General features: G+C 61.9%; 14 protein-coding genes and 1 pseudogene. 5 read left to right on the forward strand and 10 right to left on the reverse strand.

Annotated features, from left to right (window positions below; all coding sequences use genetic code 11):
* Positions 1–758: 758 nt before the first annotated feature.
* The 3 genes from X733_RS152610 to X733_RS1000000171440 all read left to right on the forward strand — a co-directional run bounded on the left by X733_RS152610 (position 759) and on the right by X733_RS1000000171440 (position 2867).
* Positions 759–2105, forward strand: coding sequence for a family 1 glycosylhydrolase (locus tag X733_RS152610; RefSeq protein ID WP_023818641.1), 1347 nt, complete (start codon positions 759–761; stop codon positions 2103–2105).
* Positions 2106–2157: 52 nt separating this feature from the next.
* Complete coding sequence (locus tag X733_RS1000000171305) at positions 2158–2334, forward strand: hypothetical protein (protein ID WP_280790539.1); 177 nt, start codon at positions 2158–2160, stop codon at positions 2332–2334.
* A 242-nt stretch (positions 2335–2576) separates the two neighbouring features.
* Positions 2577–2867: a MucR family transcriptional regulator gene (locus X733_RS1000000171440; protein WP_348524871.1), complete on the forward strand. Its 291-nt coding sequence runs from the start codon at positions 2577–2579 to the stop codon at positions 2865–2867.
* On the opposite strand, the gene X733_RS152605 is transcribed toward X733_RS1000000171440, so the two are convergent.
* The 7 genes and pseudogenes from X733_RS152605 to X733_RS152580 form a co-directional block, all read right to left on the reverse strand.
* A complete protein-coding gene (locus X733_RS152605; RefSeq protein WP_023681816.1) occupies positions 2860–3408 on the reverse strand; it encodes a hypothetical protein in 549 nt (182 codons plus the stop codon). The two genes, X733_RS1000000171440 and X733_RS152605, sit on opposite strands and share 8 nt — an antisense overlap.
* Before the next feature lie 198 nt (positions 3409–3606).
* A pseudogene (locus tag X733_RS1000000170755) lies at positions 3607–3858 on the reverse strand (Arm DNA-binding domain-containing protein); the annotation flags it as partial.
* A gap of 290 nt (positions 3859–4148) precedes the next feature.
* On the reverse strand, positions 4149–5726 hold the full coding sequence (guaA, locus tag X733_RS152600; protein ID WP_023681817.1) for a glutamine-hydrolyzing GMP synthase: 1578 nt from the start codon (positions 5724–5726) through the stop codon (positions 4149–4151).
* 55 nt (positions 5727–5781) lie between these two features.
* Positions 5782–6447, reverse strand: coding sequence for a 5'-methylthioadenosine/S-adenosylhomocysteine nucleosidase (locus tag X733_RS152595; RefSeq protein WP_031193243.1), 666 nt, complete (start codon positions 6445–6447; stop codon positions 5782–5784).
* Positions 6447–6905, reverse strand: coding sequence for a PaaI family thioesterase (locus X733_RS152590; RefSeq protein ID WP_023681819.1), 459 nt, complete (start codon positions 6903–6905; stop codon positions 6447–6449). The genes X733_RS152595 and X733_RS152590 overlap by 1 nt, the downstream gene beginning before the upstream one ends.
* A gap of 84 nt (positions 6906–6989) precedes the next feature.
* A complete protein-coding gene (locus X733_RS152585; protein WP_023818642.1) occupies positions 6990–7442 on the reverse strand; it encodes a TspO/MBR family protein in 453 nt (150 codons plus the stop codon).
* A gap of 74 nt (positions 7443–7516) precedes the next feature.
* Positions 7517–8806, reverse strand: a complete 1290-nt coding sequence (locus X733_RS152580) for an RsmB/NOP family class I SAM-dependent RNA methyltransferase (RefSeq protein ID WP_023681821.1) — start codon at positions 8804–8806, stop codon at positions 7517–7519.
* 319 nt (positions 8807–9125) lie between these two features.
* Between X733_RS152580 and X733_RS152575 the strand changes: the two genes are divergently transcribed.
* Positions 9126–9803, forward strand: a complete 678-nt coding sequence (locus tag X733_RS152575) for an MIP family channel protein (protein ID WP_023681822.1) — start codon at positions 9126–9128, stop codon at positions 9801–9803.
* Positions 9804–9867: 64 nt separating this feature from the next.
* On the opposite strand, the gene katG is transcribed toward X733_RS152575, so the two are convergent.
* Positions 9868–12063, reverse strand: a complete 2196-nt coding sequence (gene katG / locus X733_RS152570; RefSeq protein WP_023681823.1) for a catalase/peroxidase HPI — start codon at positions 12061–12063, stop codon at positions 9868–9870.
* Positions 12064–12203: 140 nt separating this feature from the next.
* On the opposite strand from katG, the gene X733_RS152565 reads away from it, so the two are divergent.
* A complete protein-coding gene (locus X733_RS152565; RefSeq protein WP_023818643.1) occupies positions 12204–13112 on the forward strand; it encodes a hydrogen peroxide-inducible genes activator in 909 nt (302 codons plus the stop codon).
* A 107-nt stretch (positions 13113–13219) separates the two neighbouring features.
* Here X733_RS152565 and X733_RS152560 read toward each other — a convergent pair whose 3' ends face one another.
* Complete coding sequence (locus tag X733_RS152560; protein WP_023818644.1) at positions 13220–14323, reverse strand: calcium:proton antiporter; 1104 nt, start codon at positions 14321–14323, stop codon at positions 13220–13222.
* Positions 14324–14418: 95 nt separating this feature from the next.
* Positions 14419–16179, reverse strand: coding sequence for an AMP-binding protein (locus X733_RS152555; protein WP_023818645.1), 1761 nt, complete (start codon positions 16177–16179; stop codon positions 14419–14421).
* Between the last annotated feature and the right edge of the window lie 234 nt (positions 16180–16413).

The following is a 16413-nucleotide window of genomic DNA, read 5'->3' on the forward strand; positions in this document are numbered from 1 at the left end:
AGTGGCTGGATCAGCTTCTTGAATCAATTGGGCGAACAGCTTCGCAGCGCATTGACAAATAACGATCATGCTAGTCTCTGAGGGGCACTGTTTTCTACAGGAGATCAATACAGCGGATGGTTCGCCGGTCCATATCTCTCGTATTCTCTCGTATGGGTCTGTCGAACCATGGGACGATGAACGAGACCAACTATTGGCTTCGAGAATATCGGTGATGTACCGCGGGTCTGCGTCCCAGTGAATGGCTCAAATGGGGCCGGCAGCGGAACGTCCGTTTGCAGTTTGCAAACGTGGATAACTACCATACCGCCTTAACTCGCAAAGACCCGTTTGACGGCAACTGGGCTGGCCCGAAGCCGACCTCTCCGTCCAGCATAGTCCGATCATATTCGGCGCAAGCTGCTCGCTTGAACCGTGGGATAGAATTCCGCCAATCTCGACCCGCCTATGCCTGGGTGGCCCCTGCTCACAATCACGAGCGTAGCGCCATCTTTCCGAATGGCCGGGTGAGGCTGGAGAAATCGCCGCTGAACCTTCTCGACCAGCCATTCTCCGGCTTTGGCAAAAAGCCGGTTCGAAGGCTTTTCCGCCATGTGCCGTTGCCTTTCGCAACGAACGGTCAACCGACTGTGAATAGCACTTGCAGGCACGTGGTTGTCAGGCGCCCACCGAACTTGACAAGCAGTCTTGCAGGAACTGCGTCGAGCACTGAACGTTTGACCAAGCGCGGGCATCTCCGCCTTGGCTAAGGACCATCAATGTTCACGTTCATGTTTGCCACCGGCATCGAGAACAGCACCCCCACCATTCGACAAGGCCGGGAGCGCGTCGACGAAATGGAAAAATGCCGCTTCTACGAACGATGGCGCACCGACTTCGAACTGGTCCAGGATCTCGGGGTGCATTTCCTCCGCTACGGACCTCCCATCCACAAAACATGGCTGGGTGACGGACGTTATGATTGGGCATTCGCCGATGAGACCTTCGCGGACCTGAAGGCGAAAGACATTCTTCCGATCGTCGACCTTTGCCATTTTGGCGTGCCGGACTGGATTGGCAACTTCCAGAACCCGGACTTTCCGACACTATTCAAGCACTACGCCAGGGATTTCGCGATGCGCTATCCGTGGATCCAGCTCTTCACCCCAATAAATGAGATGTTCATCTGCGCCACCTTTTCGGCCCGCTGGGGATGGTGGAACGAACAACTGAGCAGCGACACTGCTTTCGTCACCGCCCTCAAGCACATCGTGAAGGCGAACGTGCTTGCCATGCGGGCGATTCTCGAGGTGCGGCCGGACGCCATCTTCATTCAGAGCGAATCCTCGGAATACTTCCACGCCGATTCTCCCGAGGCGGTCGGCAGAGCGGAACGGTTCAACAGCGAGCGTTTCCTGTCGCTTGACCTCAACTACGGTCATGACGTGGACGCGCACACCTATCGCTATCTTCTCGAAAACGGGATGACGGCCGAAGAATACAGTTTCTTCCTGGAGAGCCATCTGCGCAGGCATTGCGTGATGGGCACCGACTATTATCAGACCAACGAACATAGGGTTTGGGCAGACGGAACGACGTCCGGGTCCGGCGAGGTGTTTGGCTATGACGAGATCACGCGGCAGTACTTCAACCGCTACCGGCTTCCCGTAATGCATACGGAGACCAACATCAGCGAAGGCCCCAATGGAGACGAAGCCGTCTATTGGCTGTGGAAAGAGTGGGCCAACGTGCTGCGGATCCGCAACGATGGCATCCCCATCGTAGGCTTCACCTGGTACTCGCTGACGGATCAGGTGGACTGGGACAGTGCGCTTCGGGAGAACAACGGACGGATCAATCCGCTCGGCCTCTATGACCTCGACCGAAATCCGAGGGCGGTGGGGCGCGCTTTCAAGGCGCTGATCGCGAACTGGAACAAGCTGCTGGCCACACAAAGTGTCTGCCTTGCTTTGCCGGTCTTTCTTCCCTCACAGCAGGACGATGCCATTGTTCGCGCGCAACAGAATTATGCGCGCAGCCTGCTGAGCGTGGATCGGGTCGCTGAAGGCTGGACTGAACCACTTGCTGCTCCCCAGAAAGAGGTCGAACCTGATGCGCCTGGATAGCAAGACTGCAATCGTAACCGGTGCTGCAAGCGGGATTGGACTGGCCATCGCCATGCGGTTGGGCACCGAAGGTGCACGGGTGAGCCGACGTGGGTGGAGGCAAGGTCCAGAAGGCGCGCATGCGGTTCGACAAGGGGCGCTCCGGGAGACCGCTATCACGGTGCTGTCGACTTGCGCTCACGCGTTCGGCAGGTTGGTAATAATCGTCAACAACGCGCCGGCCTGGTAATCTTTAAACCCTTGAGGCTCACTAGCGCGGTTCTGGCTGAAGGTGCTGAGCGTCGACCTGCTGGGCGCAATTTATTTCGCCCGAAAGGCATTCGCTCATATGACATCTGGCGGCGTCATCGTAAACGTATTGAGTGTGCGCGGTCGAGACGAGCTCCGCATGTCGAGCTATACGCCGCGGCAAAGGCCACCCTCCTGTCTCTAACCGAGACCCGACGCAGTTCGCACCTTGGCCGACTGGGCATGAATCCGGACGATTACCGAACCAAATGGAACCTGCCTCGCAATTACCCGATGGTGGCACCCAACCATTCGGGAAGCGCTCTGCATATCGCCTATAACACCCCAGTGGGCGGACAGCTCTCGCCTGAGGCGTCAGTCGTCCTTGAGGCGCTCCGGCATCGCATTGGAGACCCAAGGCTGGTGCACAAGGATCATGACATTGAATTCCACTCTTTACAGGAACAAGTGCCTTTCCTCGGGGTTAGGATTCGACGCCGCAACGGCGTCGAACCCCAAAGGAGACTCACATGAAACGTAAGATTTTGACAGCTACAGCGATCTCTCTCTGTCTCGCCACCGCGGCCTTGGCGCAGTCGTCGGGAACATCCAGCGGCACGAACGGAACGTCCGGCTCATCGGCCGGGTCGGGTATGAGCTCTACGTCCGGCTCCGGCCAAAGCGGTATCCCGAGCGGCTGGGACAGCAAGCTCTCCGGCTCATTCTTCAGCGACGCCAATTCGGGAAGACTTCTGTCGCAGGATGAGATCCGCAAGAACTGGTCGTCCCTGAGCTCTGCACAACAGGCACAGGTTCGCTCCGACTGTTCGAGAATGACGGCCAGCAACGGCACCGGCTCTGGCGCAACGACCGGCACATCAGCCAACTCGGGTTCGATCGACAGTAATACCACGGCCAGCAACAGCACCGGCTCTGGCGCAACCACCGGAACCTCAGGCAGCACGGGTTCGACCGGCAGTAACACCACGGCGAGCAACAGCACTGGTTCGGGTACAACCACCGGCACGTCGGGATCCTCGAATACAGCTGGCGATACGACCGCCAGCACCAGCACGGGTTCGGGCGCAAACTCGGCTGCTCAAATGGCTTCGATGCGGCAACTCTGCACTCAGGTTCAAGGGATGTGAGTGAATGCGGCGCTCCGGGCCGGCTTGGCCGGAATAGATGAGGCCTTGAAGGCCCGGACATCGCTTTGGTTTGGTAGCCATTTCGGCGCTGAAGTCGGCCGGAGATCGGGGTCACAACTCGGCGCTTCTATCGCCGTCGACCGTCCCTCGCCAATAGCGCGCTTCGCGTCGAGACACTTCTCCCGGCTGAGGCAAGCGAGATTCCGTCCCGTCCATACCTGCCAAGATAGACCGTCTCGCGGCCTCCGTTGAGCCTGTAGTCCAGCCGAAAGGAGATCGCGCCACTGGGCATGACGCGAACATACATGCCGTCACGGTCCGCAATCTTGCAGATTTCTCTTTTGGTTCAGGGCTTTAAGGGCGACGTCCGTCAGCATTCCCCGGTACCTCCTGAAAAGTACCGTCAGTACAATTTCGAGGCTCTTCGGCAGAACATTCGTTTTATCTCCAGTGCCTTAAGGCATCAAAAAACACCGTCAGAGCCTCATTGGATCTGACGGTACTTCGAAAAATCTGAGCTAGCAATTTGCGGAAGGTCCGTCAGCCGGTCCGTCAAATCCAATCTCCGCACCGATTGTCGCTGATTGTCTGCGAATGGATTATACGTGTTATCAAATGGTTGTGGCGTACAATGGCGTGTTTTCGGCGGCGTTTGAGTGGGCCTGAATCACTCCCACTCGATGGTGCCTGGCGGCTTTGACGTCACGTCGTAGACGACGCGGTTGATGCCGCGGACTTCGTTGATGATGCGGGTGGCCGCCGCGCCGAGGAAAGCCATGTCGTAGTGGTAGAAGTCGGCGGTCATGCCGTCGACGGACGTCACGGCGCGCAGGGCGCAGACGAATTCGTAGGTGCGGCCGTCGCCCATCACACCGACGGTCTGCACCGGAAGCAGCACGGCGAAAGCCTGCCAGATGGCGTCGTAAAGGCCGGCCTTGCGGATCTCGTCGAGATAGATGGCGTCGGCCTCGCGCAGGATTTCGAGCTTTTCGCGGGTGATACCGCCGGGGCAGCGGATGGCAAGGCCTGGTCCAGGGAACGGATGGCGGCCGATAAAACTTTCGGGCAGGCCGAGTTCCTTGCCCAGTGCCCTCACCTCGTCCTTGAACAGTTCGCGCAGCGGCTCGACCAGTTGCATGTTCATGCGCGCAGGCAGGCCGCCGACATTGTGGTGCGACTTGATGGTCACCGACGGGCCGCCGGTGAAGGAGACGCTTTCGATGACGTCGGGATAGAGCGTACCCTGGGCCAGGAAATCGGCGCCGCCGAGTTTCTTGGCCTCTTCCTCGAACACCTCGATGAACAGCCGGCCGATGGTCTTGCGCTTCGTCTCGGGGTCGGACTCGCCTTCCAGCGCGGAGATGAATTTTTCCGACGCGTCGACAAGGACCAGCGGCAGATTATAGTGCTGGCGGAACATCGCCACCACGCCGGCGGCCTCGTCCTTGCGCATAAGGCCATGGTCGACAAGAATGCAGGTCAGCTGGTCGCCTACCGCTTCGTGGATCAGCAAGGCAGCGACCGATGAATCCACGCCGCCCGACAGCGCGCAGATCACCTTGCCCTTGCCGACCTGTTTGCGAATTGTCTCGACCGCATGCTCGCGATAGGCGCGCATCGTCCAGTCGCCTTCGAGGCCGGCGATGTTGTGCACGAAGTTTCTCAGCAGCCTGGCGCCATCCGGCGTATGCACAACTTCCGGGTGGAACATGATGCCGTACATCTTGCGCGCGACGTTGCCGAAGATGGCGAAAGGCGAGCCTTCCGACTTGCCGAAGACTTCGAACCCCTTGGGCAGCGAGATGACGCGGTCGCCATGGCTCATCCACACCTGGTGACGCTGGCCGGGCGCCCACAGGCCTTCGAACAGCGGGCTGTCCTTTTGGATCTCGACGAAGGCGCGGCCGAATTCGCGATGGTTAGAGCTTTCGGCGACGCCGCCCATCTGCACGCACATGGCCATCTGGCCGTAGCAGATACCGAGCACCGGCACGCCGGCATCGAAGACGATCTGCGGCGCGCGCGGGCTGCCGATGTCCGATGTCGAGGCGGGACCGCCCGACAGGATCACGGCTTTCGGATTGATGCGCTTGAAGGCAGCTTCGGCCGATTGGAACGGCACGATCTCGGAAAACACGCCGGCCTCGCGGATGCGGCGGGCGATGAGCTGCGTAAACTGGCTGCCGAAATCGATGATGAGAACGGTGTCGGCCAGGACTGTATCGGGATGATTGGCTGTCGTCATGGCGAGCCTTTAGAGAAAGAAACGAGTCGGCGCAATGGGGTGCGTAGCCCGACTTTCAGAGCGCTGCCGGCTCTTGCCCAGGCTGCTCCTTGTGTAGCGTGCCGGAGCCGATGGCCTGTTCGAGGCGCATGACCGCATCGGCCAGCTTCTCGTCGATGACATGGAGGTATTCGGTCCAGTCGCCGACATGCCTGAGGTCGGCAGCGCCGTCGGATATGCCGCGCAGGCCGATCAGAGGGACGGCGAACAGTTGGCAGGCGCGCAGGCAGGCGAAGGTTTCCATGTCGACCATATCGGCGGCGATGGCGTCGTAGGCGGCGCCGGTGATGATGGCGCCGCCGGTCGACAGGCTGGCTTCTTTAATGCCCGGTATCCTGAATGATAGCGGGACGGTCACCGGCAGGTCGAGGAACGGCGTCGCGCCTTTTTCGAAGCCTAGTGGCGAAGCGTCGATGTCGCGATAGCTGACCGAGACCGCCTGGTAGATTTCCGTCTGCTCCAGTGTGCGGCTGCCGGCGGAGCCAAGCGAGACGACGAGATCGGGCAACGCCTTCTCGGATTTCAGCCATGACAGTTCGGCGCCGAGCCGCACACCTGCCTCTACCGGGCCGACGCCCGTCATCAGCGGCGTGAACAGTTTTTGCAGATGCGGACCGTACTCGGCCTGCGCCGCCATGACGAAGAGGACGTCCTTGCCACCAATTCGCGTAATTTTGGCCATCAGCCTGCTATCCCGTCACGGCCAACCACCGTCATCATCGTGCCGGTCATGGTCGCGATCAGCTTGGCCTCGCCATCGGCGGCAAAGGCGTAGGCCTGGCCGTCGGCGACGATGATGGTGCGGCCGGGCTTGGTCACCGAGCCGCGGAACAGGAAGCGTTCGCCCCGGCCGGGCGCCAGGAGGTTGACCTTGAACTCAATGGTCAGCACACCGGAATTTTTCGGCATCAGCGAAAATGCGGCATAGCCGCAGGCCGAATCCAGCGCCGTCGAAATCACCCCGGCATGAAGGAAACCGTGCTGCTGGGTCAGTGCCTGGGAATAGGGCATTTCGATCTCGATGATGCCCGGCGTCACAAGGGTCAGCTCGGCGCCAATGGTCGCCATCGCCTGCTGGCGCGCGAACGACGCCCTGACGCGGTCCTCATAATCGGGTGCGGGTACGATCTTTGCTGCCATGGCCATCGCCCTGATTTATCTGCAAAGCTTATCGCAGACGCCTGAACGCCACGCAAATGCTTTTGCTGCACTGCAGCAAAGCACTCAGTTCAACAGGAGCAGCGACGCGTTGAGCAAGGTGGCGAAGGCTACCCACGCGGCATAGGGCGCAAACAGCCAGCCGGAAACCCGGTCGCGGTTCCACACCGTGGCTATGAACAGCGCAATGCTGGCGAGAAGAGCCAGGATCACTACCAGTGCCGGCCCCATCTGTTTGGCGCCGAAGAAAGTCGGCGACCACGCGAAGTTCAGAACAAGCTGGAGGGCCCAGATCTTCATCGCGGCGCCTGCTCGTTCCCGCTCCCATGTCCGCCAGCCGGCTACGGCGATCAGGACATAAAGGAGCGTCCAGGCCGGCGCGAAGACCCAGTTGGGCGGGTTGAAGGGCGGCTTGGCGAGCGAGGCATACCATTCACCCGGCAACGTCGCATAGCCGATCAACAGGCCGCCGCCGAGCACCAGAAGGAGGAAAAGCAGAAGCGACACATATCTTTGCAAGAATTCTACCCCGTCTGGCGGGCGACGCCGCGCATCTGCAACTGGAGCGCTATGTCAGTCTGTCAATCGCAGCGTCAATTCGCCCGACGCAGCGCACAGAAATAGAAGCCGTCGGTGCCGCTCAGAGCCGGCGACAGCGAGATATCGCTTGTCTTGCCGATCCGGGCGGCCGCTGCGTGACCGGGGAAGCTGGCATCCCAAAGCGCGCGATGATCGACCGGAACGAAGCCCTTGTGCCGTTCGCGAAAGGCGGCGACCTGCTCGCCATTCTCCTCGTCGAACACCGAACAGGTGATGTAAACTAGCAGGCCGCCCGGTTTGACATAGGCCTTCGCCGCATCGAGGATCGCCGACTGCTCGCCCTTGCGGGCATCGAGCTGTCTTTGCATCAGCCGCCATTTGGCGTCTGGACGGCGCCGCCAGGTGCCGCTGCCGGTGCAGGGCGCATCGACCAGCACGATGTCCATGTGGCCTGCGAGGGGGCTGAGCTCAGCCGGCTTGGTGACAACCTGGACGTTGCGGTTTTCCGAACGGCGGAGGCGGTCGAAGATCGGCGCCAGCCGTGCTTTTTCGGCATCATGGGCGAAGACCTGGCCTTTGTTGGCCATCGCCGCCGACAACGCCAGCGTCTTGCCGCCGGCGCCGGCGCAGAAATCGAGCACCTGCATCCCGGCTTGCGCGCCGGCAAGGGCGGCAACGATCTGCGAGCCTTCGTCCTGGACCTCGAACCAGCCTTTCTGGAAGGCCGGCTCGGCCTGTACGTTCGGGTGCCTGCCGTCGCCGTCGATGGGCGGGATGCGAATGCCTTGTGGCGCGATAGCGGCTGCCTTGGCGCCGGTTTCGGCGAGTTCCGCCAGCACTTTGGCGCGGTCGGACTGCAGCGTATTGACCCTGATGTCGAGCGGCGGGCGGGTCGCCAAAGCCGCCCCTTCCGCAACCCAGTCTGCGCCAAAGGATCGTTCGAAGAGCGGCGCGCACCAGTCGGGTATGTCCGCCCGCACCGCCTCCGGCGCGTCTTCAGGCCGGCGCTCGGCCAGCGCCTGCAACTCGGCGGCGCTGAGCAGCGGCGGCGCGAACTTGTCACCCTGGAGCGCATCGTTAAGCGATTGCGGCGTCTGGCCCCATTCGATGAGCAGCGCGCCGAAGCCGATGGCGCGGGGCGTGTCTTCACCCAAAAGCCAGCCGGCGGAACGTTTGTGGCGCAGCGCGTCGTAGACGATGTTGCCGATCGCCGCGCGGTCGCCGCCGCCCGCAAAGCGATGCGACAGGCCCCAATCTTTCAGCGCATCGGCCACCGGCCGGTGGCGCCGGCCAATGTCGTCCAGCACTTCAATGGCTGCCGCCAGCCGTCCGCCCAGTCGCATTCGTCATTCCATCTATCGAGCACAGTATCTTTCGGCCTGCTCTTAGAGCGTTTCGCGTCGAGATTGAACCCCGCTTGAATTTCGCGGCGACGAGGCCTTCCGCTCGCGGCCGACGATTTTCCCCGCCGGCAAATGTCCGCCCGCCGGCGATAACAAATCTCAAATATATGCAAGGTCTCTAATGTTGGTAACTGGCCGCCGTAAGCACGATCTGTGGCGCAATTGCTCAGCTTTCCAAGCTTTTGCGTTGGGAATACTCTTTGCGCCATGATTCGCGGCGCGGAAAAGCGGACCGACGGATCGATACGAGGAGAGGGCAATGAAAACGTATCTTGCGGAAGTTCTAGGGACATTTCTATTGGTGTTTATCGGCACGGCGTCGGTGGCGACGGGTGGCTTTCTCGCCGACTTGCCGCTGGGCCAGGAAGCCATCGGCCTGGCGTTCGGCATCGGCCTGATTGCGGCGGCTTACGCGGTGGGTCCCATCTCAGGCGCACATCTCAACCCAGCCGTCACGCTCGGCGTCTTCCTTGCCGGCCGGCTGCCGGCCAAGGATGTCATTCCTTACTGGATCGCGCAGATCATCGGCGCCATTCTGGCCTCGCTGGCGCTGTGGATCATCGTCTCCGGCCAGACCGGCGGGCACACCACCGGTTTCGGCGCCAATGGCTGGGACGTGGCGAAATGGGGGACGAGTTCGGCCTTCCTGTGGGAGCTGATCGGCACCTTCACCTTCGTCACCGTCATCCTCGGCGTCACCGCCGAGAAGCACTCGACGGCGTTCGCCGGCCTGGTCATCGGCCTGACGCTGGCCGGACTGCACTTCGCAATGATCCCGGTGACCGGCACCTCGCTCAATCCGGCGCGTTCGATCGGCCCGGCGCTGTTTACCGGCGGCGCAGCCCTCAGCCAGCTCTGGCTGTTCATCGTTGCGCCGCTGATCGGCGGCGCAATCGCTGGCGTCGTCGCCAAGGCACGCATCTTCGAAAAGGACTGATTTCGAAGCCTGCGAAAACGAAGGGCGCGGGCCTCGGCCCGCGCCCTTCGTTTGGGAGGTTGTATCAGGCAGCGATGTCGAAACGGTCGGCGTTCATCACCTTGGTCCACGCCTTGACGAAATCGCCAACGAATTTCTGCCCGGCATCCGCCGACCCGTAGACCTCGGCCAGCGCGCGCAGCTGCGCATGCGAGCCGAAGATCAGGTCGGCGCGTGTGGCGGTCCACCTGACTGCCCTGGTCTTGCGGTCGCGTGCTTCATAGACCTCATGCGAGCCCGGCTCGGAGGCCGGATCCCAGATGGTGCTCATCGAGAGCAGGTTGACGAAGAAGTCGTTCGTCAGCGTGCCCGGCCTGTCGGTCAACACACCATGCTTCGAGCCGCCGGTGTTGGCGCCGAGCACGCGCAGGCCACCAACCAGCACCGTCATCTCCGGCGCCGTCAGGTTGAGCAGTTGCGCCCGGTCGACCAGCATGGCTTCGACCGACATCGGCGGTTTGCCCCTGACAAAGTTGCGGAAGCCGTCAATTTTCGGCTCGAGCGCCGCAAAGGAATGGACGTCGGTCTGCGCCTGCGAGGCGTCGGTGCGGCCGGGCGTGAAGGGAACCTTCACCGCATTGCCGCCATCCGTTGCGGCTTTCTCGACCGCGGCGACGCCGCCGAGCACGATGAGGTCGGCCAGCGAGACCTTCTTGCCGCTTGCGTTGAACTCGTTCTGGATGGCTTCGAGCTTCGCCAGCACGCTAGCCAGTTCGACAGGCTGGTTGACCTCCCAGTCCTTCTGCGGCGCCAGGCGAATGCGCGCGCCATTGGCGCCGCCGCGCTTGTCGGAGTTGCGGAAGGTCGAGGCCGAGGCCCAGGCGGTCGAGACCAATTGCGAAACGCTGAGGCCCGAAGCCAGGATCTTGGCCTTCAGCAATGCGATATCCTGGTCGCTGACCAGCTCATGGTCGACGGCCGGAACCGGATCCTGCCAGATCAGCTCTTCCTTCGGCACCAACGGGCCGAGATAGCGCGCGACCGGCCCCATGTCGCGATGGGTGAGCTTGTACCAGGCACGGGCGAAGGCATCGGCGAACTGCTCCGGATGCTCATGGAAGCGGCGCGAGATCTTCTCATAGGCCGGGTCGGCCCGCAGCGCGAGGTCGGTGGTCAGCATTGCCGGCGCATGACGCTTCGAGGGATTGTGCGCGTCCGGCACCGTAACCGCGCCAGAGCCGCCCTTCGGCGTCCACTGATGGGCCCCGGCCGGGCTCTTGGTCAGCTCCCATTCGAAGTTGAACAGATTATCGAAGAAATTATTGCTCCATTGGGTCGGCGTCGTCGTCCAGGTAACTTCGAGGCCGGACGTGATCGCATCGCCGGCAATGCCGGTGGCATGCTTGCTCGACCAGCCGAGGCCCTGCGCCTCGATGCCCGCGCCTTCCGGCTCGGCGCCGACCAGTGTTGCATCACCGGCGCCATGGGTCTTGCCGAATGTGTGGCCGCCGGCGATCAGCGCCACGGTTTCCTCATCGTTCATTGCCATGCGCGCGAAGGTCTCGCGGATGTCGCGGGCCGAGGCCAGCGGATCCGGCTTGCCGTTCGGCCCTTCCGGGTTGACGTAGATCAGGCCCATCTGCACCGCGCCGAGATGGCCGTGCAACTCACGGTCGCCGGAATAGCGCTTGTCGTCGAGCCACTTGGTTTCCGAACCCCAGTCGACATCCTGCTCGGGCTCCCAGACATCGGCGCGGCCACCGGCGAAGCCAAAGGTCTTGAAGCCCATCGATTCCAGCGCGACGTTGCCGGTGAGAATCAACAGGTCGGCCCAGGAGATCTTGCGGCCGTATTTCTGCTTGACCGGCCACAAAAGCCGGCGCGCCTTGTCGAGATTGGCGTTGTCCGGCCAGCTGTTCAGCGGCGCGAAACGCTGCTGGCCCGCACCGGCGCCACCCCGGCCGTCGCCGATGCGATAGGTGCCGGCGCTGTGCCAGGCCATGCGGATGAACAGCGGCCCGTAATGGCCGAAATCGGCCGGCCACCAATCCTGCGAATCCGTCATCACCTTGTGCAAATCCTCGATCACCGCGTCGAGGTCGAGCGTCTTGAACTCCGCGGCGTAGTCGAAAGCTTCGCCCATCGGGTCCGAAAGGCTCGACTGCTGGTGGAGAACGCCGATGTCGAGCTGGTTCGGCCACCAGTCGCGGTTGGTCCTGGCGGAGGTTCCATGCGCGACCGGGCATTTGCCGGCGCTGTTGTCGTCGGTCATCGCGTCCATCTTGGCCTCCGAATTGCTGATTTATGTGTTGTTTTTTCCGGGCCGGCCGGGAGCCGCGCCACTCTGGAATGGTTCCAGACTAAGCCGTCTCTTCGATAAAAACAAATTGCCTTTCCTGTTTGTTGCGATAGGTTTTCCTTATGATTGGCTTGACCGTGCGGCAGATGCAATATTTCGAGGCTTTGGCGCAAACGCTGCATTTCGGCCGCGCCGCAAAACTTGCCGGCGTCAGCCAGCCGGCGCTGTCCGCGCAGATCGCCGAGATGGAGCAAAGGCTGAACTGCCGGCTGTTCGAGCGCGGCGGCAAGACGGTGCGGATGACGGAAGAGGCGCAAGCGCTGCTGCCACGCATCGAGCGCATCCTGCGCGACATCAGTGATGTCGAGACGACGGCCCGGCGCGGCCGCCCGGCGATGGAAGGCCGCTTCCGGCTGGGCATCATCCCGACCGTGGCACCCTATCTGCTGCCGCATGTATTGCCGGAACTGAAACGGCATTTTCCGTCCCTGCAGCTCGAACTGCGCGAAGCAGTCACCGCATCGCTAGTCGAGGACACGGCAACCGGACGGCTCGACGCCTTCATCGCCGCGCTGCCGCTCGAGCAGCCGGGCCTGGTCACCGAGGAACTGTTCGCCGACCGCTTCTTCCTCGCCGTGCCATCCGGAGATCCAGCCTTCGCCTCGCCACCGGTGCCGCCGGAAAGCCCGGCGCTGGAGCGGTTGATGCTTTTGGAGGAAGGCCACTGCTTGCGCGAACAGGCGCTCGCGCTCTGCGGCAGCGTGCGTCCCGTAGCGATGGCAAGCTACGGCGCCACCAGCCTGACGACGCTGCTGCAGATGGTGGCGCATGGTCTCGGCGTCACGCTTATCCCGGAAATGGCGGCGAAGCCGGCCAGCGCCATGCCGGACCTCAAGATCGTGCCGTTCCAGGAGCCAATGCCGCAACGCACGATCTGCCTGGCCTGGCGCCGCAATAAGGTGCGGCATGATGAGTGCGTCGAGTTGGCGAAGATCATTCGCGGGCTGGGTGGGGTGGTGATGGGGGTGTGAGTCGTTTGGGTCTTGGATGTCGCCTTGGGAACCCCGAAAAAAAGCTCAAATCAGGCGCGTTCGAGAATACCCGCCTTGGTGGCTGGTCGCCAGATCGCACCAAAGCCTCAAGGGATAAATACCAGAAATACATACGTAAAAAACACAACGGCATGGACGATTCCGGTCAGGAAGGTCGTCCTTTCGTTGCTAAAGCTTACGCCGCATATGAAAAGCGCTAAAACCAAAAGTACTGCGTCAGCTTCCGGGAGCCCCAGGGTTAAGCCTCGTCCCGTAAGCAGGCTGGCTGCTGCGACCGCAGGTATCGTCAAGCCAATCGTGGCGCAAGCCGAACCCATTGCGACATTCAGGCCGCGCTGCAGCTCATTGTTGAGTGAAGCACGAACCGCCGAAATGGCTTCCGGCATCAAAACCAGACCCGCGATCATTGCCCCCACAATGCTGTCAGCCTGAGTCACCTGGTAAGCAACGAGCGCATCTTCAACACTTGCGGCGACCTGCTCGGCGAGCATGACAATTCCGATCAGTCCGATTACCAGGAGCAGAGCGCTGGAATAGATGCTTTTGTGAGGGGCGGTTCGCGCCGAAAGGTCGTGTGCCAGTCCTTCGATGAAATCGTCCCGGTGCCGGACTGTCTGCGCGAACACAAAGCTTGCATAGAGCAGCACGGAAAGAACGCTTACCAGGCCAAGCTGAGCTGCCGAAAATGTGCCGGGATCGGTGGTCCGCGTGTAGGTCGGCAGGATAAGCGTCATGACGGTCAGTGCGGCCAGAACCGCCAGATATGCGCTGGTCCCTTGCCGGACAATTGCCTGCTTGCGATGCCGCCAGCCGCCAAACGTGAGACACATTCCGACAACGCCGGTGGAGGCAATCATCACTGTCGAGAAGACCGATTCACGTGCAAGCGTGGGGTTGTTCTCTCCATGCAGCATCATGGAAACGATGATCGACACTTCGATTGCCGTCACGGCAAAAGTCAGCACCAATGTGCCGTAGGGTTCCCCCACACGGTGGGCCATCGCCTCGGCGTGATCGAGCACCACGAAAATAGTGATGAACATGATCGCACTCGAGAGCGCTCCGACGAGAATCCTGACGCTCGGCGAACCTTCGTCCACCGATAGCCCGCTGGCTCTGACCGCAACGGCCAGTGCCAGCGCGGCCAAAGGCATCGCATAGGAAGTCGCTGATCGTGCGAAACCAGTCATTCAAGCCCCAATGCGTTCGGCGAACCTTGCGGAAGCCTGTCGAGCACCCCAATGTCGTTTCGAAGCGGGCAATCCCGTCCCCCGGCGTTCAACCCTCAAGCCGTCTTCTGCACCACCAGCCCCAGTTCCTCCACCATCGCCTCGCGCATCAGAAACTTCTGCGGTTTTCCCGTCACCGTCATCGGCAGTTCGGTGCGGAAGCGGATGTAGCGGGGGATTTTGTAGTGGGCGATCTGGCCGGCGCAGAAATTCTTGATCTCCTGCTCGGTGGCGATCTGGCCCGGTTTCAGCACGATCCAGGCGCACAGCTCCTCGCCATATTTGGGGTCGGGAATACCGAACACCTGCACCTCCTTGACCTTGGGATGGCGATAGAGAAATTCCTCGACCTCTCTGGGATAGACGTTTTCGCCGCCGCGGATAACCATGTCCTTGACCCGGCCGACGATGTTGCAATAGCCCTCGGAGTCGATGGTGGCGAGATCGCCGGTGTGCATCCAGCCGTCGCTGTCGATCGCCTCGCGGGTTTTTTCCGCGTCGTCCCAGTAGCCTTTCATGACGGAATAGCCGCGGGTGCACAGCTCGCCCGGCGCGCCGACGGCGACGGTGGCGCCCTCGGCGTCGATGGCCTTGACCTCGACATGCGGATGGATGCGGCCGACAGTGGAGACGCGTTTTTCCAGCGGGTCGTCGACGCTGCTCTGGAAGGAGACGGGACTCGTCTCCGTCATGCCATAGGCTATGGTCACTTCCTCCATATGCATCAGCGACACCACCTTCTTCATCACCTCGATCGGGCATGGTGAGCCCGCCATGATGCCGGTGCGCAGGCTGGAGAGATCGAAGCTGGCGAAATCCGCATGGTCGAGCATCGCGACGAACATTGTGGGCACGCCATAGAGGCCGGTGCAGCGTTCCTGCGCCACCGCTTTCAGTGTGGCGCCGGCGTCAAAGCCCTCGCCTGGGAAGACCATGGTCGCGCCCTTGGTAACGCAGCCCATCGTGCCCATCGACATGCCGAAGCAGTGGTAGAGCGGCACCGGGATGCAGAGCCGGTCGTCGACGGTGAGCTTGATCGCAGCGGTGACGAAATTGCCATTGTTGACGATGTTGGTGTGGGTCAGCGTCGCGCCCTTGGGCGCGCCCGTCGTGCCTGATGTGAACTGGATGTTGATGGCCTCGCCCGGCTTCAGCCCTTCGGAGATGCGGTCGAGGCTGTCATGCTCGTCGCGGCCGGCCATCGACAGCACATCGGCGAAATTGAACATGCCGGGCGAGTTGTCGTCGCCCATGCTAATGACGATCTTCAGCGTCGGCAATTTCTGCGCCTTGAGCTTGCCGGGGGTGGCCTTGGCGAGCTCCGGCGCCAGCGTCTCGATCATGCCGAGATAGTCGGAGGTCTTGAAACTGGCGGCGGTGACCAGCGCCTTGCAGCCGACCTTGTTGAGGGCATATTCCAGCTCCGTCAGCCGGTAGGCCGGGTTGATGTTGACCAGGATCAGGCCGATGCGAGCGGTGGCGAATTGGGTGACCAGCCATTCCCAGCGGTTGGGCGACCAGATGCCGACACGGTCGCCTTTTTCGAGGCCGAGCGCCAGGAAGCCGGCGGCGAGCGTATCGACCGTGTCCGACAATTCGCTCCAGGTGAAGCGCTTGTCCTGTCCGACGAAGACGGCAGCATCCTGCGTGGCGTATCTGCCGACCGTGTCGGAGAAAAGCTGAGGGATCGTCTTGTCGAGCAGCGGCACCGAACGGTCGCCCGACACATGTGCCCGGCCGTCGAGCGGAGCGATGAACGCCCTGCCGCGCCCGCGCAGATTGGTGGCGTTCTTGAGCTCGTCGAGATTGATCGCCATCGCCGTTTCCTCCCGGGATATGGCGAGCCTATCAGCCTGATGGGATGGTGGAAAGTAGAGGCGGTTCCCCTCCCCCTCGCGGGGAGGGTGCCTCGCGAAGCGAGGCGGGTGGGGTCCTCGGCGAAGTGCTCGACTTCCTTGGTCACGGTCGACCCGGCTTGGGTGGTCTCGCGTCGAGCACTGCCGGAGCGACCCCACCCGTCCATCCGCCTTTGGCGGCTGTCCACCCTCCCC

Source organism: Mesorhizobium sp. L2C066B000, from assembly GCF_000502335.1.
Lineage (GTDB): Bacteria > Pseudomonadota > Alphaproteobacteria > Rhizobiales > Rhizobiaceae > Mesorhizobium.